Genomic DNA, 22800 nt, shown 5'->3' on the forward strand with positions numbered 1-22800 from the left:
GGGCTCAGGGTTGCAGGGGAGAGGGACAACTTTAGCGGTTTGATTTATTTATACTTTTAAGAATAGTGCTGACGAACACTTACGGTTCAGTCATTTACCCATTCCGCTTTCGCTTATATACTCGTGACTTTGCTAACAGCAACCAGACGGATTTCATGTACCAACCTGTCGCTCTATTCATCGGCCTGCGTTATATGCGTGGGCGTGCAGCAGATCGCTTCGGTCGCTTCGTTTCCTGGCTCTCCACCATTGGCATTACTCTCGGGGTAATGGCGCTGGTTACGGTGTTGTCGGTGATGAACGGTTTCGAGCGCGAGCTGCAAAACAATATTCTTGGCCTGATGCCTCAGGCCGTCCTCTCGTCTGAACAGGGTTCCCTAAACCCGCAACAGCTACCGGAAAAAGCGGTGGTGTTGAACGGCGTCAACCGCGTCGCACCGATAACCACGGGGGATGTGGTACTGCAAAGTGCGCGTAGCGTGGCAGTCGGCGTGATGCTGGGTATTGACCCGGCGCAAAAAGATCCATTAACGCCATATCTGGTCAATGTGAAGCAAACAGATCTGCAGCCGGGTAAGTATAATGTCATCCTCGGAGAGCAACTTGCCGGGCAACTGGGTGTTAATCGTGGCGATCAAATTCGCGTGATGGTGCCCTCAGCCAGCCAGTTTACCCCGATGGGGCGTCTGCCGAGCCAGCGTCTGTTTACGGTAATTGGCACCTTCGCCGCCAACAGCGAAGTCGACGGCTACCAGATGCTGACCAACATCCAGGATGCGTCACGTTTGATGCGTTACCCGGTGGGCAATATTACCGGCTGGCGTCTGTGGCTCAACGAACCGTTAAAGGTTGATACGCTGAGCCAGCAAACGCTGCCGCAAGGTACCAAATGGCAGGACTGGCGCGAGCGCAAAGGGGAATTGTTCCAGGCCGTGCGTATGGAGAAAAACATGATGGGGCTGCTGCTTAGCCTGATCGTGGCGGTGGCGGCATTTAATATTATTACCTCGCTGGGTCTGATGGTAATGGAGAAGCAAGGGGAAGTGGCGATTCTACAAACGCAGGGGCTGACGCCGCGGCAGATAATGATGGTGTTTATGGTTCAGGGGGCCAGTGCCGGGATTATCGGCGCGCTGCTGGGCGCGGTGCTGGGCGCATTACTCGCCAGTCAACTGAACAACCTGATGCCAATTATCGGTGTACTTCTGGATGGGGCTGCGCTGCCGGTCGCCATTGAGCCGCTGCAGGTTATCGTCATTGCGCTGGTGGCGATGGCCATCGCGCTGCTGTCTACGCTTTATCCTTCCTGGCGCGCTGCCGCCACTCAACCCGCTGAGGCTTTACGTTATGAATAAGATCCTGTTGCAATGCGACAACCTGTGCAAACGCTATCAGGAAGGCACAGTGCAGACCGATGTACTGCACGATGTCAGTTTTTGCGTCGGTGAAGGTGAGATGATGGCGATTGTCGGCAGCTCCGGTTCCGGTAAGAGTACGTTGCTGCATCTGTTAGGCGGGCTGGATACGCCAACTTCCGGCGATGTCATTTTTAGCGGTCAGCCGATGAGCAAACTCTCGTCGGCGGCGAAAGCGGAACTGCGCAATCAGAAGCTGGGCTTCATTTATCAGTTCCACCATCTGCTGCCGGACTTTACCGCGCTGGAAAACGTGGCGATGCCGTTGCTGATCGGCAAGAAAAAACCGGCTGAAATCACCGAGCGCGCACGGGATATGCTGAAAGCAGTAGGGCTGGACCATCGTGCCAGCCATCGTCCGTCTGAACTTTCAGGCGGTGAACGCCAGCGCGTGGCCATCGCTCGTGCGCTGGTGAATAACCCGCGCCTGGTACTGGCGGATGAGCCAACGGGTAACCTTGATGCGCGTAACGCGGACAGCATTTTCGAGCTTCTGGGTGAGCTGAACCGCTCTCAGGGCACGGCATTTTTGGTGGTGACACACGATCTGCAACTGGCGAAGCGCATGAGCCGCCAGCTTGAAATGCGCGATGGTCGCCTGACGGCTGAACTGAGCCTGATGGGAGCTGAGTAATGGCTTCGCCTTTATCGTTATTGATTGGTTTGCGTTTTAGCCGTGGTCGGCGGCGCGGTGGCATGGTCTCGCTGATTTCCGTGATTTCCACCGTTGGCATTGCGTTGGGCGTCGCGGTGTTGATCGTCGGCTTAAGCGCCATGAACGGATTTGAGCGTGAGCTTAACAACCGTATTCTGGCCGTGGTGCCGCACGGTGAGATTGAAGCCGTGAATCAGCCGTGGAACAACTGGCAGGAAGCGCTCGACAAGGTACAGAAGGTACCAGGCATTGCTGCTGCGGCGCCTTATATTAACTTTACCGGGCTGGTGGAGAGTGGGGCGAACCTACGCGCAGTGCAGGTGAAGGGCGTTGATCCGCAGCAGGAGCAGCGTTTAAGCGCGCTACCCTCGTTTGTGCAAAACCACGCATGGGATAATTTCAAAGCGGGTGAGCAACAAATCATTATTGGTAAGGGAATTGCCGATGCGCTGAAGGTGAAGCAGGGCGACTGGGTATCGATTATGATCCCTAACGCCAGTGCGGATCATAAGTTACAGCAGCCTAAACGCGTGCGTTTGCACGTCACGGGGATCCTGCAACTGAGCGGTCAGCTCGATCACAGCTTTGCCATGATCCCAATGGAAGATGCGCAGCAATACCTGGATATGGGATCCAGCGTTTCCGGGATCGCGCTGAAAGTGAACGACGTGTTTAACGCCAATAAGCTGGTGCGAGACGCGGGTGAAGTCACCAATAACTATGTGTACATTAAGAGCTGGATCGGTACATACGGCTATATGTATCGCGATATCCAGATGATCCGCGCCATTATGTATCTGGCGATGGTGCTGGTGATTGGCGTGGCCTGTTTTAATATCGTTTCCACGTTAGTGATGGCGGTAAAAGACAAGAGCGGCGATATTGCGGTATTAAGAACCCTGGGGGCTAAAGATGGCCTTATCCGTGCCATTTTTGTCTGGTACGGCCTGCTGGCGGGTCTGTTCGGTAGCCTGATAGGCGTCGTCATTGGGGTGGTTGTCTCGCTGCAACTGACGCCGATCATTAACGGTATTGAGGCGCTTATCGGCCATCAGTTCCTGTCCGGCGATATCTATTTCATTGACTTCCTGCCATCGGAATTACACTGGCTGGATGTGATTTACGTGCTGGTGACAGCACTCGTGCTGAGTCTTTTGGCAAGTTGGTATCCGGCGCGTCGCGCCAGCAATATTGATCCTGCGAGAGTACTTAGCGGCCAATAACAATATATACACGAAAGCATTCATGCGGCGGTAAGGCGGCAAATCGAAATCTCCATGAGCATAGATAACGATGTGACTGGAGGGTGAGTGCGCAGCCAACCCCAAGGCATCTTGAAGGATGACGTGTATCAAGGAGCGGTGATGTATTACGGATTTGACATCGGCGGGACCAAAATTGCGCTGGGCGTGTTTGATAAGCAACGTCGTTTGCAATGGGAAACACGCGTCCCTACGCCTCGCGACAGCTATGACGCTTTCCTTGATGCGGTCTGCAATCTGGTGACGGAAGCGGACCAGCGGTTCGGCGTTAAAGGTTCGGTAGGCATCGGCATTCCTGGTATGCCAGAAACGGAAGACGGCACGCTGTATGCGGCCAACGTTCCTGCTGCCAGTGGTAAGCCGCTCCGAGCCGATCTCAGCGCTCGCCTTGACCGCGATGTGCGTCTGGATAACGATGCTAACTGTTTTGCTCTTTCCGAAGCCTGGGATGACGAGTTCACCCAATATCCGCTCGTGATGGGGTTGATCCTCGGCACCGGTGTTGGCGGCGGTCTGGTGCTTAACGGGAAATCCATCACCGGGCGCAGTTATATCACCGGCGAGTTTGGTCATATCCGTTTGCCAGTCGATGCGCTGACGTTGATGGGCTTTGATTTCCCATTGCGCCGCTGCGGGTGCGGTCAACTGGGATGCATCGAAAGCTATCTTTCCGGCGGTGGATTTGCGTGGTTGTATCAGCATTACTACCATCAATCGCTGGATGCCCGGGAAATTATCGCCCTGTGGGAGCAGGGTGATGAACAAGCACGTGCCCATGTTGAACGCTATCTGGATTTGCTGGCGGTGTGCCTTGGGAATATCTTGACTATCGTCGATCCTGATTTGGTGGTGATTGGCGGAGGCTTGTCGAATTTTACCGCTATTACGACGCAACTGGCGGACCGACTGCCACGTCATCTGCTGCCGGTTGCCCGGGTGCCGCGTATTGAGCAGGCGCGACACGGTGATGCGGGCGGGATGCGCGGAGCCGCTTTCCTACATCTTACCGATTAATACAAAGAGGTTGTTATGCTGTCGCGCCGGGGTCATCGGTTAAGCCGCTTTCGTAAAAATAAACGCCATATGCGCGATCGCCTGCGTCAACGAATCTTTTTCAGAGACAGAGTGGTGCCTGAATTGATGGAAAAACCAAGAGTGCTGGTACTGACGGGAGCGGGAATCTCCGCTGAGTCAGGAATTCGAACCTTTCGCGCGGCGGATGGTCTCTGGGAAGAACATCGGGTAGAGGACGTTGCGACTCCGGAAGGATTTAGTCGTAATCCGCAACTGGTCCAGTCGTTTTATAACGCCCGTCGTCATCAGTTGCAGCAGTCAGAAATCCAGCCTAACGCGGCGCATATCGCGCTGGCAAAACTCGAAGCCGAGCTGGGCGACCGTTTTTTACTGGTGACGCAGAACATTGATAACCTGCATGAACGTGCGGGCAGCCAGAACGTAATCCATATGCACGGCGAACTGCTCAAGGTTCGCTGTTCGCAAAGCGGGCAGATTCTGGAGTGGACTGGCGATGTGACTGCGGAAGATAAATGCCATTGTTGCCAGTTTCCGGCGCCGCTGCGCCCGCACGTGGTGTGGTTTGGTGAAATGCCGCTGGGCATGGATGAAATTTATATGGCACTGGCAATGGCCGATGTGTTCATTGCGATTGGTACATCGGGCCATGTATACCCGGCAGCGGGGTTTGTGCATGAAGCTCGACTACATGGGGCGCATACGGTAGAGCTAAATCTCGAACCGAGCCAGGTAGGAAGCGAGTTTGAAGAGAAGTATTACGGTCCGGCAAGCCAGGTGGTGCCTGAGTTTGTTGAGAAATTATTGAAAGGACTGTGATTTTTTTGCCCGATACGCGCAGCGCCATCGGGCATTCCTTACAACGCTGAATTAACGTCCTGCTTTCAGCTTCTGATAATACTCTTCATAGATAGCGCTGGCGGAACCGACATCGTTCTGCCATTCCCCTTTGTTGATGGTTTCTGCATCAGGGTAGAGGGTTTTATCGTTCGCGACTTCAGGGCTTAACAGCTTACGTGCTGCCAGGTTTGGCGTCGGATAACCGATGGTTTCCGCGACTTCTTTCGCCACGTCCGGGCGTAGCAGGAAGTTAATCAGCTTCAGCGCACCTTCTTTATTTTTTGCGTTTGCTGGAATAGACAGGCTGTCCATCCAGAAAATCCCACCTTCTTTCGGCCATACCACTTCAAGCGGTGTACCTGCCTGACGCGCCACATACGCGGAGCCGTTCCACACCATCCCCAGATTGACTTCGCCTTCCATATACGGGTTGGCCGGGTTGTCAGAGTTAAATGCCGCGACGTTAGGCATCAGCTTCTTCAACTCGTTATAGGCGGCTTCAATCTCTTTAGGATCGGTGGTATTGCCGGAGTATCCCAGCTTGCGCAGCGCCATCTGGAACACTTCACGCGCATCATCCGTTAACAGCAGGCTACCTTTGTACTCCGGTTTCCACAGATCGGCCCAGCTGGTTACTGTTTTCGGGTCGATGGCATCGCTATTGATGCCAATGGCCGTCGCACCCCAGATATACGGGATAGAGTAGTCATTGTTGGGGTCGAATGGCTTGTTGAGCATTTCCGGATCGAGGTTGTGGAAGTTGGTCAACGTCGACTTGTCGATCTTCTGGATCATGCCTTCTTTGCGCATTTTATCGACGTAATAGGTGGACGGAACCACCAGATCGTATGCGCCGTCTTTATAGGTTTTGAGCTTGGCGTACATGGTTTCGTTCGACTCGTAGGTCGAATAGATAACCTTAATGCCGGTCTCTTTGGTGAACTGCTCCAGCAGTCCAGGCGGGACATACTCGGTCCAGTTATAGAAATAGAGCGTGTTGTTGTCATTAGCGTGAGCGGCGCTCATGCCCAGTGCCAGAGCACCCGCCGCGAGCAGGTGGCGTGACCATTTTTTCATCATTTAACGTCCCCTGAATTAAGGGCCTTAGCGGCCCTTGGTTTTATCACGTGCAATAAGTTGGCTGGCAATCACCATAACCAGCGACAGAACCAACAAAATGGTCGCCAGCGCGTTCACCTCTGGTGATACGCCGACTTTTACCATTGAGTAGATTTTTAACGGCAAAATTTCATAACCAGGCCCGGTAACGAAGGACGACACGACGACATCATCCATCGACAACGTAAAGCTCAGCAACCAGCCGGCAGCCACTGCAGGCATTGCCAGAGGCAGTATAATCTTGCGCAGAATAGTCACTTCACTGGCGCCGAGATCTTTGGCGGCTTCAAGCATTCGTACATCAAAACCTTTCAGACGTGAGTAAACTGTCACCACCACAAAAGGTAGACAAAAAGTGATATGCGAGAACAGCAGTGACCAGAAACCCAGTTGAATGCCGATCAGCATAAACAGCACCAGCAAAGAAATCGCCATTACGATATCCGGCGACATCATCACCACGAACAGCATGCCGCTGACAAACGGTTTACCGCGAAAACGGTAGCGGTACAGTGCAACCGCTGTGAGTGAGCCGATCAGCGTGGCAAACGTGGCGGATAGCACCGCCATCGTCAGCGAGTGTTGCGCTGCCTGTAGCAGGCTGTCGTTGTTCATCAGCAGGCCGTACCATTTGGTGGTAAAACCCTGCCAGTTGATGCCAAAGCGCGAGCTGTTAAAGGAGTTCACAATCAAAATAATGATTGGAATATACAGATACGCGTAGATGGCGGTCATAAAACCGCCTCTGAGCAGCCGACCGATCATTCGCGTTTCACCTTCTTGTTCAGAAGGCGCGATGTTTTCAGAGTATTGAAAATAATCAACTTTTTCTCTTCTCCAAAATCTCTCCAAAACTTCCCGCCAAAACAGATAGCCAAAAAAGAAGCAGCTATCACTAAGGCCGCGAATTTTACAACAATTTTTAGGATGATCGGGAAAAAAAGGCCATTTAAATGACCCGCTTTACCCATTCCTGACTGCGAGTGTCGGTATAGCAATTGGTTCAGGGAGCAATTAGCGCGCACTTCTACTGTGGTGGAAAAGGGGAGGTACTTGACTGCAAAGCCACGAAAGGGCATGGCGTCCCAGTGTTTGAAACCTGTGAACGCTGCAGGGAGCATGCTTAACGAAGGGTAACGAAATTGACGGGAATAGTGGTTTTTTGGATATCAATTTCCTGGCCCGATGGTAACAAAAAACAGAAAACACCAGAACGGCGTTTTACGCTATCTACAGCGTAAATTTCTTGAATCACCCTGTTTTACGACACAAGAATTTACCTTTAATGACACCGTCAAAGAAACGGCCTTTAGATTGCACCGTGAGAAAAGAGTTATAGATGCTTTCTGGAACGCCCACATACTGGAAAGTTGAAGAATTTACGAACCCTATCTCCAGAATCTTTTCTAATGGGTAGTAACCAATAAATTTTATTTTTGATGAAATCATTGCCTGTCGTTGCATTTTTTCTCCTTCAATTTTTTTAATTTTCCTTCTCTGATAATACACTGATATGAAACAAAAGGAGCATAGTTTTGTAAATGTTATGGTTGTTTCAGAGTTTACTGGTTGGATGAAATGATTTTCTTTGTTGCTTTAATTTCCTGAACTGCGAAAAATAGCACGAAAATTCGTTGCTGGATTTTTACGGATTGACACGGGATTTCCTTTAAGTAACTGATAAATATATTCTATTTTATTTTTCGTTATCCAGGGGACGACCGGCTGTATGTTATTGCTGGTGAACAGAACTCATTGATTATGCTGTCTCAGTTTCCATTTCTAAGATTTTGCGAAAAATTAAATGAAAAAATAACTTGCTATTGTTTGTGGGGTGTGTGATTAATGAGGGGTTGGTTAGGTACACAGACCCATTAAAGCGGTTTAGTAAAGCAGTTCTCATCTCAAGCGTTATCCACAGATAATCCTTTCTTTTGAGCCTTCTTATCGTTACTAATTAGATTGTGTGCGAAGCCCTTTTCGCCGTAAGGCTACATAGAATTTAAGGAATTACCTGTGTCTAATAAAATGACTGGTTTAGTAAAATGGTTTAACGAGTCTAAAGGTTTTGGTTTTATTACCCCTGACAATGGTAGTAAAGATGTGTTTGTACACTTCTCTGCTATTCAGAGTGGTGGCTTTAAAACGCTGAATGAAGGCCAAAAAGTTGAGTTCAGCATTACTGCTGGTGCAAAAGGGCCGTCAGCTGAAAACGTTGTAGCTGCCTGATATTTTTCCTGATGTAAACTAATATACGATAGCGAAGACGGTGAATGCCTGAGTAGATATATTGGTTTTTCAGAAACTCAACATCTGTCAACATAAAGCTGAACAGATGTCTGAGTCTAATCATTGGGTAGAATAGTTGAAATGATTATTTTATAAATGTCATTTGTTGTTTTACCTCTGTAGTTTTTCTTGCACGCTTAAGTGCATTCGTAAAAGCTAACAACATCCCAAAAATCGCTGGTGCTATAATATAAAGAAAATTATATTATTTTAGATTCCTCATGTGAACTGATAAGAAATATTTATTTTTTATTGCTTTTAATAGTGAGTTGTAACCTGATACTGAAAACCAAGAGAAATTATTAGTTAAATAGATCTTTTGGATATCACTGCGGTAGTGAGTGTTGTAGCAAATAAAGGCTAACATCATGACCGACCATATTTATTTTAAGTGCCCTTGTTGTCATGGGTCACAGTACAGAACTTCCCATTTTGATGTGACTGAGAAAAATCCCTTTGGTGCAAAGTGTATTTTTTGTAAATCATCAATGATCACACCTGATAACTATGCGCCATATACTTCCAGTAAATCAAATGAACAGGTGTTGCGAAAGTAACATTTGGCTCTGACCTTCCAGTTAAGGCGGCAAGATTCATTATGGCCGGGCACTGGTTTAAGTCCAACAAGGGCCACCAGTCAGCTACTACCTCATCGAATTGAGCGGGCGACTTTTGAACTTGCAGGAGACGAGGGTTTGATCCTCTATGGTTACACCATGAATAAAAACCTCGTTCTAACGGGGTTTTGTCATTTCAGGGTTATCCGTGCAACATACAAGTAAGTTGGGCAAAGAATTGTATTTTTTGTTTTGCTATTAACATCATGTCTGATGTGTAACGGTATTACTAATAACCATATAAAGGGCAACGCATTGAGAATCATACAAAACCATATTATGGCCCAGGAAATTGGTGAAACAGTTATCCAGCTACTTGAAAATGGCAAAAGGGTTACGACAGGGAATATCATTGATTTGCTCGAACGGAAAAGTCATGCCTTGCACGGTCAAAAGGCCGATGAGATAAGAGAAATATTGATATTTATCAGGAAAAAATCTGTTCTGTAAGCGCTTTTGTGATTAAGGTTGATAGTGCTTCAAGTTGGATAGCAAGCTGAATGCTCAACCAAACATATCCGTGAACGGCGCTTTCAATGATTTCCTCACCCTCATTGGCGAGCAAAAGACAATGCAACTCTTTAGTAATTTCGAGAAGATGCTCGCTATTTGATGCTATCGGCGTTGGGTTTCCTTCATGCAAGGCATGTGCGAGGGTGTTGAGGGTGCTACGGGTCATTTGTTCCATATCTGACAGCGTGTGAGTATTCAAAATGAGAAATCGACTGCCACGGGATGCCCAGTGGGCATTTATCTGAAATTTTTGTGCCGCTATCATATCGCGGGTTATCGATTGAATATCTTCAAGTAGACTCTTCGCAATCTTTGTTTCTTTATTTACTGGTGTAATAAGACTGCGCATTTTTACTACATTATTCAACGCACGCGTTTGAAGTTTGGTCATTCTCGGGGGCGCAAGAACGTTTCGGGATACTCCCGCAGTTGTTATTTTTAGATAATCAGAAAGAAAGTCAGCAAGTTGTATACGCCAGTTAATGAATGCTCTTTGGGGAAAAATGCTGGTAAACAACATCGCCAGAATGCATCCTATAATAATGTTGGTGCTTCGCCACAATGCTGTTTGTAAGTCTCCTGCAGGAGCGCTGCTGACAACCGCCAGCGTGATACCAATCAATAATGCGGCATAGGGACGTTTACTCATGGCCAGAAAACCACAAAGGAAAGCTGCGCATCCACACCACAGCATCATCATAGTGAGAGAGTACATTTCAATGTGTAATGCGATGATCCCCAAAATCGCACCTCCTACAGTTCCCGCCATACGTTCAAGTGCCCTAGGTATCACATTGCCCATGTAACTAATTGGTCCCATGACCACAATCAGTGTAATCAGGGGCCAGGAGTGGTCTGGTAAATTCAACATTCTTATTAGTAAGAAAGTTATAACAAATGCTAAAGCAATACGGATCCCATGAACTACGCGATAGTTGCGGTAAATCTTAAGTTCTAAAGGACTTATCGGTTTATTCCGTTCAATGGAAAAAATATTGTTTTTCATTAGTTAAAATCTTTAACATAGACAGAATTATAAAGAATGTTCAGATATACACTGAAAAAATAATCTCGTCTTACTTTTTTAACTTATAAAAAAGGAGGGCGATGCCTGATATAGGTTATTGTTAATCAATTGCTAATGCAGTAGCGAAAGAAGACGTAATTTTTAATACCCACATTATCTTTGGATTTGCCATTATGGTGGTATGCGGTTCTACACATCTTGAGTGGCCCCTGACTTAAATTCAACATGTTGACTTTGACAGATATTAAAAAGTTGTGGACTTCCAAAATACTGGTTAGCATGTATAAAACGTTTTCTTTTACAGGTTGTTATAAGGCTAAGCAAAACAGGTCAGATGGTGTCTGTGCACGGCTTTATATCAGCAACGGTATCATTATATTAATAACAATGCACTTTGATGAGCTAAGGCCCGGACCAAAGCTCATGAAATATAAGTTCTGGCTACATTAGATGGAAGCAGTACACAACCTATTCATGTGTTATCGAAAAGCAACTACGTAAACAGAAAGTGCAAGTGCGAGAAATATCCAGTATTGAGAATGGTAATGGAAAAGTTTGAGCATAAATATCCTCCACAGATTCAGTTCCTAATTAATGGCAGATTTAAATGTCAACAACAAACAAAAAAGCATGGGCATTGATTGTTTGATTGTTTCATATTGTTTCAGTGATGCGCTATGACGGTGCGTTTGCACCAACAATAGGATTCTTGCATTGTTATGGTGAGCTTAGTGTCAGCCGGGCATTAAGACGCGATCAATCTACTGATAAATATAACCCAGGCAGCCATATGCGGCTTTTTCTATCCTTTCTGTCACTCTTTACCGGCTGCGCACCGATGCAACAAAGCTTGCCCGCCGCCTGAATGCCGCAAAGCACACCGGAAATCTTGCCGTTCCTGCCAAAAGCAAAACAGCAGGAGCTGACGTTGTAATCCTCTCTGATATGCTCGGAAATTTCGTGGTAGAAGCTAAATATTATGCTGAGATGGAGGAAATACGACTCTTCCGTGAGTCAAAATCCCTGAAAACTTAGGGTGATAGATAAAGGTCTTAAGCAGCATGACATAATTTTCGATTTAAGCTATTTAAATTCATTTTTATGATAAGAATCATGTGCGATTTCCCTATAAAACTAAATCTTGCTATGTTTGGTTAATCATGCGTTAATGAATTCTTGGTTTGTAACGAATTTATCTAAAGCAAGTGCTGTATTAATTTTATTTATTGTTCCTGTTGAGATTTCCTTGCTGGCTTTTCTCTCTGATGATTTTTTTCGGACCATTCTGCCCAAGTGCTTACTCAAGAAAGGTAATAATTATGTCTAATAAAATGACTGGCTTAGTTAAATGGTTCAATCCTGAAAAAGGTTTTGGTTTTATCACCCCTAAAGATGGCAGTAAAGATGTGTTTGTCCACTTTTATGCTATCCAGAGTAACGATTTCAAGACACTGAATGAGAATCAGGAAGTTGAGTTTAGTGTTGAACAGGGACCTAAAGGCCCCTCAGCAGTTAATGTCGTGGTTGTATAAGGTAACTGTTATTACACATCATATTCACTTCAGATGCCCGTGTTGCCACGGATCTCAGTACAGAACGTCGAGCTTTGATGTTACTGAAAAAAATCCTTTCGGAGCAAAATGTATTTTTTGCAAATCGGGAATGATTACATTTGACAATGTTGCGCTATACATTCGTTCTGGTCAGACTTCGTTAGATTTTAGAAAATAAAGTTCAGGTTCCTTATGGAGCCTTTTTTGTATGCTAAACCGTTCATCTCTGTACGAACCATCACGGTATCATTATGAAAAAAGTAATCGTTTTTTTTAACTCAGAACCGGCAGTTGTTGTATCCGTAATGAAGGGAATTACTTCGATAATGCGTGAGTTTCCCAATGGGGAAAAAGCACACCTGTCCGTGATGTCAGCAGGATTTCCATCTCTGACAGGAGACCATAAAATAGTTTATGTTGCCTCTGATCGCGATGTCAGTTCCGAAGAGATTCTCGAGGCAGCATCGAAGCTTTTGAAGTGACATCTGATTGTTTCTTTACCGACCAAGATAGTAGTCCAGTGGTTTGCAGATGTTTTGCGCTTTTCTTGTATGAAGATTGTACTGCAACCTCTTGATTATTGAGTCTTTCCATTCTATCTTTTAAACATGTCAGCGCTGTTATAAGTGCTCCACGGGGAATGTTACATACTTGGCGTTGATACGTTAGAGATCAAGAGAGGTAAATAATGAACGTCGAAGAGTTAAAAACAAAAACTGAAGCGGATATTTCTGAATTCATTACAAAAAAAATTGTTGAACTCAAAAAAAAGACAGGCAAAGAAGTTTCCGACATCCAGTTTACTGCTCGTGAAAAAATGACTGGGCTTGAAAGCTATGATATTAAAATTACATTGATCTAATTGTTAAAATACCCAGCTTGAATGAAAAGCATTATCTTAAAAGGTAATGCTTTTTTATTGCTGTCAAAAAATTTGGATGTTGTCAAAACCTTCATTTTTAATCATAGAGACAAGGCCTGACTTTTTAATGGGGCCTTTCCGATGCCAGCCCGCGCTATCGGGCTACTGCTGGCTCAGGGCAGGGAATGCACTTGTCGAATATTTCGTGGTCAGTGGGTATCACATTGAGGGGAGTGGGTGACGTAGTAGCCTGCGAATGGGTTAATTATCATTTCGGTCGGGATTGTTAGATAACCCAACTCCTACTTTTACCGCAGCAAACAACATAATGCACAGAGCGGTAATGACGGTAAATACCAATGAAAGGCTGGTAATCATAAATTTTCTTCATTTCAGATGGATTTGATTATTAGACTAAGACATAAAGGAAAAGTTCAGGGTAAATATCATAGTATTTCCCGGAAAAATATCGAAGCGGGTCATTGTATACCAGAGCGGACTGCAGGGAGCCGTGTCGAAGAGTGGCTGATTAACGGTCTCAACGGCCCCTGTGGCTGCAAATATCTATCTTGGCAAACGTCGTCATCTACCCTGTGATATCCCCCTTTTGGATAAAGAATAGGACGATAAATTAAATGGTTAAATTTTATCCAAACGTGGTACAGTGAATCTCATTCATCGAAAGGGTAATCACCATGTCTCTCATCGATTACGCAATGAAGTACCTCGGCGGCGTATCGACGACTACTGTCATCTGCCCGGCCTGCGGCTTACGTTCATCCCAATCTATTTCTAAAATTCGCCTTAAGCAGACAATGCTGTGCCCTGGCTGTAAAACACTGTTTGTTTCACCACGATAACCCTGACACTTAGTTGCACCTAAACCCGGTGTTCTATACTTAAGTCAAATCCCGGCAGCTGTTAAATCCCTGATGCCTTACGCCCATCCTGAGAGAACGTTTCTGAACTGATTTCGCAACTGCTCCTGCATGCTAACTCTGCATCAGAGCAATGCTATGAAAATGAACCCCAGGGCGTGGTTTAACCGCTCCCATATTCCGATGAATGCTACCGAAAGCGTAACGTTTTCGGCGAACGATCCTGCCGGTGAAAGCACGCTGCAGTCAGAACTCTTTTCGACCGCTCAGATGGAACGCTACGGTCAGAAGCTCGCACGGACCCATAAATTATCGCCGGATAAACATCCTTATTATCTTCTAAAAAGACTCGGCGAGAATGAGACCATCATTACCCAAAGTTGTTATGAGCTTAACGCGGGTAAAAAGACCAGCATCATGCCTGCCGGGGAGTGGTTGCTGGACAATTATTATCTGATTGAGGAACAAATCCGCACTGTCCGTCAGCACTTGCCGAAAAGCTTTGGTAAAGGTCTCCCGTCGCTGATGTCGCCGCTGAATTGCCCACGAATTTACAATATTGCATCAGAGGCCATTGCTCACGGTGACGGGCGCTGGGATGCTGCCAGCCTGACCAGCTATCTCACCGCCTATCAACAGGTGACCCCGCTGACATTAGGTGAAGTCTGGGCGTTACCGGGAATGCTGCGCCTGGCGCTGATTGAAAATCTTCGTCGTATCAGTATCGAAGTGATCAAAGCGCAGCAGGACAGAACGCTGGCTGATATGTGGATAACAAAGATTTTCGGATGTGCAGAGAATGCCCCTGGCGATTTAATCATGGTGGTTGCCGATATGGCACGCTCCCGACCTACGTTAACCAGTGCGTTTGTCGCAGAGCTGGTGCGGCGCCTGCAGGGGCATGGCAATGCGCTGTCGTTACCTCTGACCTGGGTTGATCAGTGCCTTCGGGAACAGGGGATCACCACCGACGTTCTCATACATAATTTCAATCAACAGCTTGCCGCCAGCCAGCTATCTGTCAGTAACAGTATCGCGGGTCTGCGATTACTGAGTGAAACGGATTGGGCTGATTTCGCCGAAACGATAAGTGTCGTCGAACAGGCATTACGCAATGATCCTGCCGGTATCTATCCTCGGATGCACTTCAATACCCGGGATCATTACCGGCACGTTGTTGAGGTCCTGGCCAGAGACAGTGGTCTCAGCGAGCCTGAAGTGGCTGACAGGGTGCTGACGCTTTCAGGAAACAGTGCTCCCGATACACTGGAACATCATGTTGGTTATTATCTCGCAGGCGAAGGTCGGCAGGCGCTGGAAATTCATCTGTTAGCAGACACCTCAAGGCTCATGCGCTTGCGGCACAGTTTCAACAGAATAACCCTGCTGTCATGGCTTGGAAGCCTGGCGTTGTTGACAACCGCAACGACCGCGGCAATTTTGCACGAAACAGCCATGCAGGGCGCAGACTGGCTGTTGATCGCGGTGATATTCCCTCTGATTATCGCTGTAACTCAGTTGATGAGCGATCTACTCAGTGACGCCACCACCCGTTTTCGCGTTCCTCGCCCCTTGCCGCGGATGGATTTCTCAACCGGCATTCCCCCTGACAGCGCCACCCTGTTAGTCATCCCCTGCATGCTGACCAGCCACGCAAGTTTCAGCCAACTCCTCACCAGTCTTGAAGTCTGCTGGCTGGGGAATGAAAACGAAAATCTCAGGTTTGCGCTGCTCACTGATTTCGCTGATTCTGTAAATGAACCCTCGCCGGAAAGCCAGATGCTGCTCAGACAGGCGATCGCCGATACGCAGGTGCTGAATCGCCGCTATCCCTCCAGCCGCCCGCGTTTTTACCTGCTACACCGCCAGCCTGAATGGAACCCCGCTGAAGGAACGTGGATGGGCTATGAACGCAAGCGGGGAAAGCTGGCGTTACTGAACAGCTGGTTGCGCCATCCGGGGACACAATTCGTCAGCGTTGCAGACATGCCTGCTAACCTTTTACCGGGCCACATTAAATACGTCATTACCTTGGACAGTGATACGGTGCTGCCGCGCGATACGGCGCACAAACTGGTCGCGACGATGGCGCATCCGCTGAATACGCCAGAGTATGATCCGGTACGCCAGAGGGTTGTCAAAGGATTTGGCATTTTACAACCCGGTCTTGCGGAGGAGATACCACGCAACGGCCAGGGACGTTACGCCGCCATGCGCAGCAGCATACCGGGCAATAATCCCTATTCGATGATGTCTTCGGATATCTATCAGGATCTTTTTGGGGAAGGATCGTTCGTGGGCAAAGGGATTTACGATGTTGACATTTTTATGCAGGCCACGGCCAACACCTGCCCGGAAAACCTGGTTCTCAGCCATGATCTACTCGAAGGATGCTATGCACGTTCGGGTCTGCTCAGTGAGGTGTTACTCTATGAACAGTACCCGAATAATTATCTGTCGGATGTTGCACGCCGTTCACGCTGGATCCGGGGTGACTGGCAACTGCTTAACTGGCTGAAACCACGTGTCAGAAGAGCCGATGGAACCCGGACCAGGAATCCGCTGACTGCGCTTTCTTACTGGAAATTACTCGATAATCTGCGTCGCAGTCTGGTCGCCCCCTCATTACTGGTATTGCTGTTCTTCACCCTGCTCGGGGTACCTAATCCGGTTTACTGGCTGGGCGTACTGTCGCTGATATGGCTGTTGCCAACCATCCTCTGCATCACCCATGACCTGCTGCATAAACCTCTGCGTCGCCGCCTGAAGCCGCATCTGTTACTGGTAGGGGCGGGCGCGCTGAAGCGTTTGTCAGGTATCGGCCTTAATTTTGCGATACTGCCGCACGAAGCCGGATATTCGCTAAAAGCGATCGCCGTGACGCTATGGCGATTGGGGATCAGCAGGCGTCACCTCAGCCAGTGGGTCAGCCACAGCCAGGACAGCAATCAGGCCGGACCCACTGTCGCGCGTTTTTATCAGGCGATGTGGCTGAATGTTGCATGTGGTGTGATGCTGATAATACTGACCGGACAATTTGCTCCACAACTGCTGGGGATTGCGTTGCCGACCGGTTTGTTATGGTGTGTGGCTCCGCTGCTGATGAGCTGGCTGAGTCGCCAGCCTGCGCGTAAGGTGTTTTCGCCCAATCCGGAACAAAAACAGCTGTTGCGCCAGACAAGCCGTGAAATCTGGGCGTTTTTTGAAACCTTTGCCACAGAAAAAGAGAACTGGCTTCCGCCTGATAACTACCAGGAAATACCGCAGCCGACGGTGGCCCATCGAACTTCTCCTACCAATATTGGCCTTTCCCTCATGGCTAACCTGACGGCATGGGACTTTGGCTACCTGCCCGGCGGGGAAGTGCTCCGGCGCGTGTCGCTCACGCTCGACACAATGGATAAAATGGAGCACTACCGGGGCCATCTCTACAACTGGTATGACACTCGTACGCTGGCCCCCCTCAGCCCACGCTATATCTCAAGCGTCGACAGCGGCAACATGGCAGGGCATTTGTTGACCCTGCGTGCAGGGCTGTCCGCCATGCGTCATCAGCCAGTTTTAAACCGCCAACAGATACTGGCAGGACTGAACGATACGCTGGATATTCTGGAAAAACAGTGGGGTCAGAACCCGCCTGACAGCTTGCGGTTGCTGCGAAAACACTGCCTGAGCGCGGTGTCGCTCTCTCCGCAGACATTTTTCAGCGAGCTGATAAATATGCGCACCCAGTGCAACCACCTGAACACGCTATGCCATCAGGGATCTCCTCTTCAGATGCGTTGGGCAGGACATCTGGAGCATCAACTGGTTCAGCTTTGCCATGAGTGGTCGCTGCTGCTTGGCTGGTTACCTGCATCCTGGAACGAACAGACGCTGCCGACTTTGTGCGAGCTTGCCCGCGCAACATTTACTGGTGTAGGAACCCCCCCGGCGTCAGCGACGGAGCAGGCCCGGATGCGACTCAATATTATCACTGAACTTGAACAACGGCTGGATGAGCATGCCCGGATGGATTTCGCCTTTCTGTACAGCGAAGCAACCAGTCTGCTCAGTGTTGGCTATAACTGTGACACGAATATGCCTGACAAGAGCCACTACGATCTTCTGCCGTCTGAAATCCGCCTGACCAGCTTTCTTGCCATTGCCACTAATCAGCTACCTCTTAAAAGCTGGTACGCGTTGGGACGACTGTTCACTACCATTGACAATGAAACCGCCCTGATGTCATGGAGCGGGTCAATGTTTGAATACCTGATGCCGAATCTGGTAATGCCCACCTGGCCTGGCAGCCTGCTCGATGAAATGAGTCAGTCGGCGGTTATGCGCCAGATTCATTGGGGGAAAGAACGCGGAGTACCGTGGGGCGTTTCAGAGTCTGGTTATCATGCTTTTGATGTTCAGCATAATTATCAATATCAGGCATTTGGTGTGCCGGGTCTCGGCCTGCGCAGGGGGCTTGCTGATGACATGGTTGTCGCCCCTTACGCCACACTGCTGGCGTTGATGGTCTCGCCACAGAAAGCCTGTGAGAACCTGATCAGGCTGCAAAAAAATGGCGCACATGGTGAATACGGTTTTTATGAAGCGCTGGACTATACTCCCTCACGCCTCGCAACCGGTCAGCTCTATGCGGTGGTTCAGTCCTGGATGGCGCATCACCAGGGCATGGCGTTTCAGGCGCTGGCTCATGTGCTACTTGACGCCCCGATGACTGAACGCTTCATGTCCAGTACGGTCTTCCGGTCTGCGAGCCTGCTGTTACAGGAACGCGTGCCGGATGCAGTCGATCTGTACAGTCCGCGCCGTCATTTTGAATCTCATGAGGGCAGGGTCAAACCCGTTCGCTATGAACCCCGTATTTTCTATGGCGTGGACACGCCGGCCCCGGATATTCAACTGCTGTCCAACAACCATTATCATCTGATGTTGACCACGGGCGGCGGCGGCTACAGTCGCTGGAATAATATTGCGCTTACGCGCTGGCGCAGTGATACCACCCGCGATAACTGGGGAGCATTCTGCTATATCCGCGATATACAGACGGGGAATGTGTCGAGCAATACCTGGCAACCAACAGCCCACACCAGCGGGCATGACGAGGAAGTGATATTCACCGATGCGAGTGCTGAATTCAGACGCACTTTCGATGGGCTCAGCGTCAAAACTCAGGTTGTGATCTCCCCGGAGGATGATATTGAGTTGCGACGGCTCACACTGATTCATCGTGGTCGCCAGCCCCGCTCTCTGGAACTGACAACCTATGCCGAAGTAGTACTGGCGCCTGAAGCCAGCGATCTGGCACACCCGGCATTTAGCAATCTGTTTATTCAGACGGAACTGGATCCTGAGCGTGACGCTATTCTTTGCCACCGGCGCCCGCGTTCCCCGGGTGAAGCGAGTCCCTGCCTGTTTCACATGATGGTGGTGCATGGCGATAACCTTCATAACGTTTCGTTTGAAACAGACAGGGCAAAATTTCTTGGTCGTGGCAGAAACCCTGCGGATGCCCAGGCAATAAAGGCAGGCGGGGCGCTCAGCAACACGTCGGGGTCAGTGCTGGATCCGATCCTGGCAATACGCCACACCATCACTCTGCAGCCGGGGCAGCCGGTCACGATTGATATCATTTATGGCATCAGCGAGACCCGCCAGCAGAGCCTGGCGTTGCTGGAAAAATACCGCGATTACCCTATCGCTGATCGCGTCTTTGAACTGGCCTGGTCTCACAGTCTGGTGGTGTTACGCCAGATGAACGCCAGTGAAGATGATGCCACTTTGTTTAATCGTCTTGCCAGCGCGGTGCTTTACCCTGTCCAGGAGCTGCGCGCCGAAGGCCAGGCGATCAGCCGCAACCGGCGTGGTCAGTCCGGTCTGTGGGGCTGGGCAATTTCTGGCGATCTGCCGATAGTGCTTCTCAGTATTACCAGCGAGGAAAGTATTGCTTCAGTGACCACACTGATTCAGGCGCACCGTTACTGGAGACAGAAAGGACTGGATGTTGATTTGGTTATCCTGAATAACAGTCCCGGCGGCTACCAGCAGGGCTTACAAAATCAGATTATGGACTTAATTTATGCCGGGTCTGAAGCCAGCCTGCTGGACAAAACGGGCGGTATTTTTGTTCGTAATGGCGAGCATCTCTCTGCTGAGGATAAGTTGCTTTTGATGAGCGTGGCCTGTCTTTATCTTGATGACCGCACAGGCAGTATTAATGAGCAGCTTAATCAGCGTACTCACACCCTTAAACCTCAGGCCAGAGCACTCATTCCACGGGCTGTACGCGAGCGTAATCAACATACGGACTGGAGTCCCGATATCAGTCAGTTATGCCATTTCAATGGGTACGGTGGATTTTCTCAGGATGGTCGGGAATATCAGATTGTCCTGCGGGAAGATGCGCAGACACCGGCACCCTGGTCAAACGTACTGGCAAATGCCCGTTTTGGCACTGTGATTTCAGAGGCGGGACAGGCCTACTCCTGGTATGAGAATGCACATGAATACCGGTTGACACCGTGGGAGAACGACCCGGTGAGCGATCGCAGCGGCGAGGCGTTTTATCTGCGCGATGAAGAGAGCGGTGAGTGTTGGTCACCGACGGCTTTACCTGTTCGCGGACATGGTGATTACCTGACCCGCCATGGTTTCGGTTACAGCGTGTTTGCCCATCGAGAGAGTGGTATAGACAGCGAGCTGACGGTCCTGGTTGCCGAAGAGGCACCGGTTAAGCTAGCGCTCCTGACGCTCAGTAACTCTTCGGGTCGGACACGCAAACTTTCCGTCACCGGCTATGTGGAGTGGACGCTCGGAGGAACACGAACTCGCTCAGCCCCTCACATTGTGACACATGCGGCCAGACCGCCTGGCGGCTGCGGAGTGCTGGCGAACAATTTTTATGGTGATAACGGTAGCGGTCGTACTGCCTTTTTTGCCGTCAGCGGTAATGACTGTTCGTTGACCGGGGACCGCCGGGAATTTATCGGTCGTAATGGTTCTCTGCACGCCCCGTCGGTCATGAAGCTACGCAGGCTTTCTGGTAAAACGGGCGCCGGTCTGGATCCCTGCGGGGCAGTACAATCGGCGGTAACATTAATTGATGGGGATCAGAGGACGTTTATTTTTATCCTCGGCGCAGAGGAGAATCATATTCGAGCTCAGGAGACGCTTGCCCGTTATATGAATGAGGAGACGGTCCGCCAGGAGCTGAACCGGGTTCACAACCACTGGCACAATGTGCTCGATAAAATTGTGGTTAACACCCCCGACACATCGGTAAATTTACTGGTGAATGGCTGGCTATTGTACCAGACGGTAGCCTGCCGCCTGATGGCTCGCAGCGGTTACTACCAGTCCGGCGGCGCATTTGGTTTTCGCGATCAACTGCAGGATACGCTGGCGCTGAGCCATGCTGATCCGAACCGGATGCGAGAACAGATAATCCTGTGTGCATCACGGCAATTTATTGAGGGTGATGTACAGCACTGGTGGCACCCGCCACACGGCAACGGGGTGCGCACGCGCTGTTCCGATGACTATCTGTGGCTTCCGCTTGCCGTTTGCCACTATGTTGAAACGACGGGGGATATGGATGTACTGGAAACACGTATTCCTTATCTGGAGGGACGTCCGCTTCAGCCTGGTGAAGAGTCTGCCTATGATACGCCGGTCATCAGCGGTACCGAAGAGACACTCTGGTTACACTGCGTCAAAGCCATTAAGTATGGACAACAGTTCGGGGAGCATGGTCTGCCGCTGATGGGGGCGGGTGACTGGAATGACGGCATGAACCGGGTGGGGATCGACGGCAAGGGTGAAAGCGTCTGGCTGGGCTTCTTCCTGTTCGACATTTTGCAGCGGTTTGCGGCGCTGGCTGATCGCAGGCTGGATGAAAGCGTCGCCTCAATGTGCCGTTCACAGGCTGTACGCCTGCAAAGCAATCTCGAAGCCCACGCCTGGGATGGTGAATGGTACCGGCGTGGATATTTTGACGATGGTACTCCCTTGGGGTCGAAAGCCTCACAGGACTGCCGGATTGATGCGATTGCCCAGAGCTGGTCAGTATTGTCCGGGGCCGCTAGCCCGGGACGGTGCGCAAAGGCCATGCAGGCGCTGGATAAGCACCTTGTGGATAGCGAGGGGGGACTGATAAAACTATTGACGCCGCCTTTCGATGGGCACGGTCCAAATCCGGGTTACATACAGGGCTACCTGCCTGGTGTGCGGGAAAACGGAGGGCAGTATACACATGGCGCTATCTGGGCTGTGATGGCATTTGCCCGAATGGGGAATGCCGAACGTGCCTGGCAACTCTGGTCCATGCTCAGCCCGATAAATCATACTCTGAATGTGAACTCCGTCGGGATCTATAAAGCCGAGCCTTATGTCATGAGCGCTGATGTCTACAGCGTTGCTCCCCATATCGGACGTGCCGGATGGAGCTGGTATACCGGTTCATCAGGCTGGGCCTGGCGTTTACTTACCGAGGAATTACTGGGGATAAAACGTTCCGGTGCTGACCTTACGGTTCATGCCCGGTTGCCGGATGGCTGGCCGTCTTTTTCTATGACTTATCAATATGGTGAAAGACATTATCAGATTAGTGTCTCACGCGGCGATGGAGAATATCGCGTTACACTGGATGGTGTTCTCCTCCCTGATGACAGAATACCGCTGCGGGATGATGGACAAAACCATACGGTTGAGATTATTCAGAACTGACACTGAGTCCGGACGCG

At 49.6% G+C, this 22800-nt stretch carries 19 protein-coding genes and 1 pseudogene; 15 read left to right on the forward strand and 5 right to left on the reverse strand.

The annotated features are described in order from the left end of the window. Nucleotides 1-155: 155 nt before the first annotated feature. The 5 genes from lolC to cobB all read left to right on the forward strand — a co-directional run bounded on the left by lolC (nt 156) and on the right by cobB (nt 5183). Nucleotides 156-1355, forward strand: a complete 1200-nt coding sequence (lolC, locus tag N0B36_RS04595) for a lipoprotein-releasing ABC transporter permease subunit LolC (protein ID WP_003030806.1) — start codon at nt 156-158, stop codon at nt 1353-1355. Beyond that, nucleotides 1348-2049, forward strand: coding sequence for a lipoprotein-releasing ABC transporter ATP-binding protein LolD (gene lolD, locus N0B36_RS04600; protein WP_003832278.1), 702 nt, complete (start codon nt 1348-1350; stop codon nt 2047-2049). The genes lolC and lolD overlap by 8 nt, the downstream gene beginning before the upstream one ends. Continuing rightward, nucleotides 2049-3293, forward strand: coding sequence for a lipoprotein-releasing ABC transporter permease subunit LolE (gene lolE, locus N0B36_RS04605; protein WP_016152683.1), 1245 nt, complete (start codon nt 2049-2051; stop codon nt 3291-3293). Before lolD ends, lolE begins: the two co-directional genes overlap by 1 nt. A gap of 141 nt (nt 3294-3434) precedes the next feature. Next, nucleotides 3435-4346, forward strand: coding sequence for an N-acetylglucosamine kinase (nagK, locus tag N0B36_RS04610; RefSeq protein WP_016152684.1), 912 nt, complete (start codon nt 3435-3437; stop codon nt 4344-4346). Between the two features lie 15 nt (nt 4347-4361). After that, nucleotides 4362-5183, forward strand: coding sequence for a Sir2 family NAD+-dependent deacetylase (gene cobB, locus N0B36_RS04615; RefSeq protein WP_016152685.1), 822 nt, complete (start codon nt 4362-4364; stop codon nt 5181-5183). 51 nt (nt 5184-5234) lie between these two features. Here cobB and potD read toward each other — a convergent pair whose 3' ends face one another. Beyond that, on the reverse strand, nt 5235-6281 hold the full coding sequence (gene potD / locus N0B36_RS04620) for a spermidine/putrescine ABC transporter substrate-binding protein PotD (RefSeq protein WP_029139492.1): 1047 nt from the start codon (nt 6279-6281) through the stop codon (nt 5235-5237). Between the two features lie 27 nt (nt 6282-6308). Next, nucleotides 6309-7088, reverse strand: a complete 780-nt coding sequence (gene potC / locus N0B36_RS04625) for a spermidine/putrescine ABC transporter permease PotC (RefSeq protein WP_003030794.1) — start codon at nt 7086-7088, stop codon at nt 6309-6311. Nucleotides 7089-7327: 239 nt separating this feature from the next. On the opposite strand from potC, the pseudogene N0B36_RS04630 reads away from it, so the two are divergent. After that, nucleotides 7328-7435: pseudogene (locus N0B36_RS04630) on the forward strand (antitermination protein); the annotation flags it as partial. Between the two features lie 139 nt (nt 7436-7574). Here the strand turns inward: N0B36_RS04630 and N0B36_RS04635 are convergent. Continuing rightward, nucleotides 7575-7787 (reverse strand): KTSC domain-containing protein, encoded by a 213-nt coding sequence (locus N0B36_RS04635; RefSeq protein ID WP_016152687.1) that lies wholly within the window; start codon nt 7785-7787, stop codon nt 7575-7577. Nucleotides 7788-8339: 552 nt separating this feature from the next. Here N0B36_RS04635 and cspA point away from each other — a divergent pair. Together cspA and N0B36_RS04645 are read left to right on the forward strand one after the other, a co-directional pair. Continuing rightward, complete coding sequence (cspA, locus tag N0B36_RS04640) at nt 8340-8552, forward strand: RNA chaperone/antiterminator CspA (RefSeq protein WP_005127641.1); 213 nt, start codon at nt 8340-8342, stop codon at nt 8550-8552. Nucleotides 8553-8980: 428 nt separating this feature from the next. Then, nucleotides 8981-9169, forward strand: a complete 189-nt coding sequence (locus N0B36_RS04645; protein ID WP_071600303.1) for a cold-shock protein — start codon at nt 8981-8983, stop codon at nt 9167-9169. A 487-nt stretch (nt 9170-9656) separates the two neighbouring features. On the opposite strand, the gene N0B36_RS04650 is transcribed toward N0B36_RS04645, so the two are convergent. After that, complete coding sequence (locus N0B36_RS04650; RefSeq protein ID WP_259686136.1) at nt 9657-10748, reverse strand: FUSC family protein; 1092 nt, start codon at nt 10746-10748, stop codon at nt 9657-9659. Between the two features lie 849 nt (nt 10749-11597). Between N0B36_RS04650 and N0B36_RS04655 the strand changes: the two genes are divergently transcribed. The 5 genes from N0B36_RS04655 to N0B36_RS04675 all read left to right on the forward strand — a co-directional run bounded on the left by N0B36_RS04655 (nt 11598) and on the right by N0B36_RS04675 (nt 13184). Beyond that, nucleotides 11598-11804 carry a DUF2514 family protein gene (locus N0B36_RS04655; RefSeq protein WP_258040541.1) on the forward strand — a complete coding sequence of 69 codons (207 nt, stop codon included), beginning with the start codon at nt 11598-11600 and terminating at the stop codon, nt 11802-11804. Between the two features lie 284 nt (nt 11805-12088). Further along, nucleotides 12089-12301, forward strand: coding sequence for a cold shock protein CspG (gene cspG, locus N0B36_RS04660; RefSeq protein ID WP_259686137.1), 213 nt, complete (start codon nt 12089-12091; stop codon nt 12299-12301). A gap of 10 nt (nt 12302-12311) precedes the next feature. Then, entirely contained in the window at nt 12312-12500 is a 189-nt protein-coding gene (locus tag N0B36_RS04665) for a cold-shock protein (RefSeq protein WP_094169075.1), read from the forward strand. 73 nt (nt 12501-12573) lie between these two features. Continuing rightward, nucleotides 12574-12804: a hypothetical protein gene (locus N0B36_RS04670; protein ID WP_019076503.1), complete on the forward strand. Its 231-nt coding sequence runs from the start codon at nt 12574-12576 to the stop codon at nt 12802-12804. 206 nt (nt 12805-13010) lie between these two features. Continuing rightward, the gene (locus tag N0B36_RS04675) at nt 13011-13184 is read left to right on the forward strand and encodes a GnsA/GnsB family addiction module toxin (RefSeq protein WP_016152691.1); all 174 of its coding nucleotides are present in this window, start codon (nt 13011-13013) and stop codon (nt 13182-13184) included. A gap of 261 nt (nt 13185-13445) precedes the next feature. Here N0B36_RS04675 and N0B36_RS24420 read toward each other — a convergent pair whose 3' ends face one another. Then, nucleotides 13446-13562, reverse strand: a complete 117-nt coding sequence (locus N0B36_RS24420; protein ID WP_350185928.1) for a YnaM/YnfT family protein — start codon at nt 13560-13562, stop codon at nt 13446-13448. A 317-nt stretch (nt 13563-13879) separates the two neighbouring features. Between N0B36_RS24420 and N0B36_RS04680 the strand changes: the two genes are divergently transcribed. Next, entirely contained in the window at nt 13880-14044 is a 165-nt protein-coding gene (locus N0B36_RS04680) for a YnfU family zinc-binding protein (protein ID WP_175299807.1), read from the forward strand. Between the two features lie 156 nt (nt 14045-14200). Beyond that, the gene (locus N0B36_RS04685; protein ID WP_259686138.1) at nt 14201-22783 is read left to right on the forward strand and encodes a GH36-type glycosyl hydrolase domain-containing protein; all 8583 of its coding nucleotides are present in this window, start codon (nt 14201-14203) and stop codon (nt 22781-22783) included. Nucleotides 22784-22800: the final 17 nt, after the last annotated feature.

The organism is Citrobacter sp. XY323, assembly GCF_025106035.1.
Lineage (GTDB): Bacteria > Pseudomonadota > Gammaproteobacteria > Enterobacterales > Enterobacteriaceae > Citrobacter > Citrobacter braakii.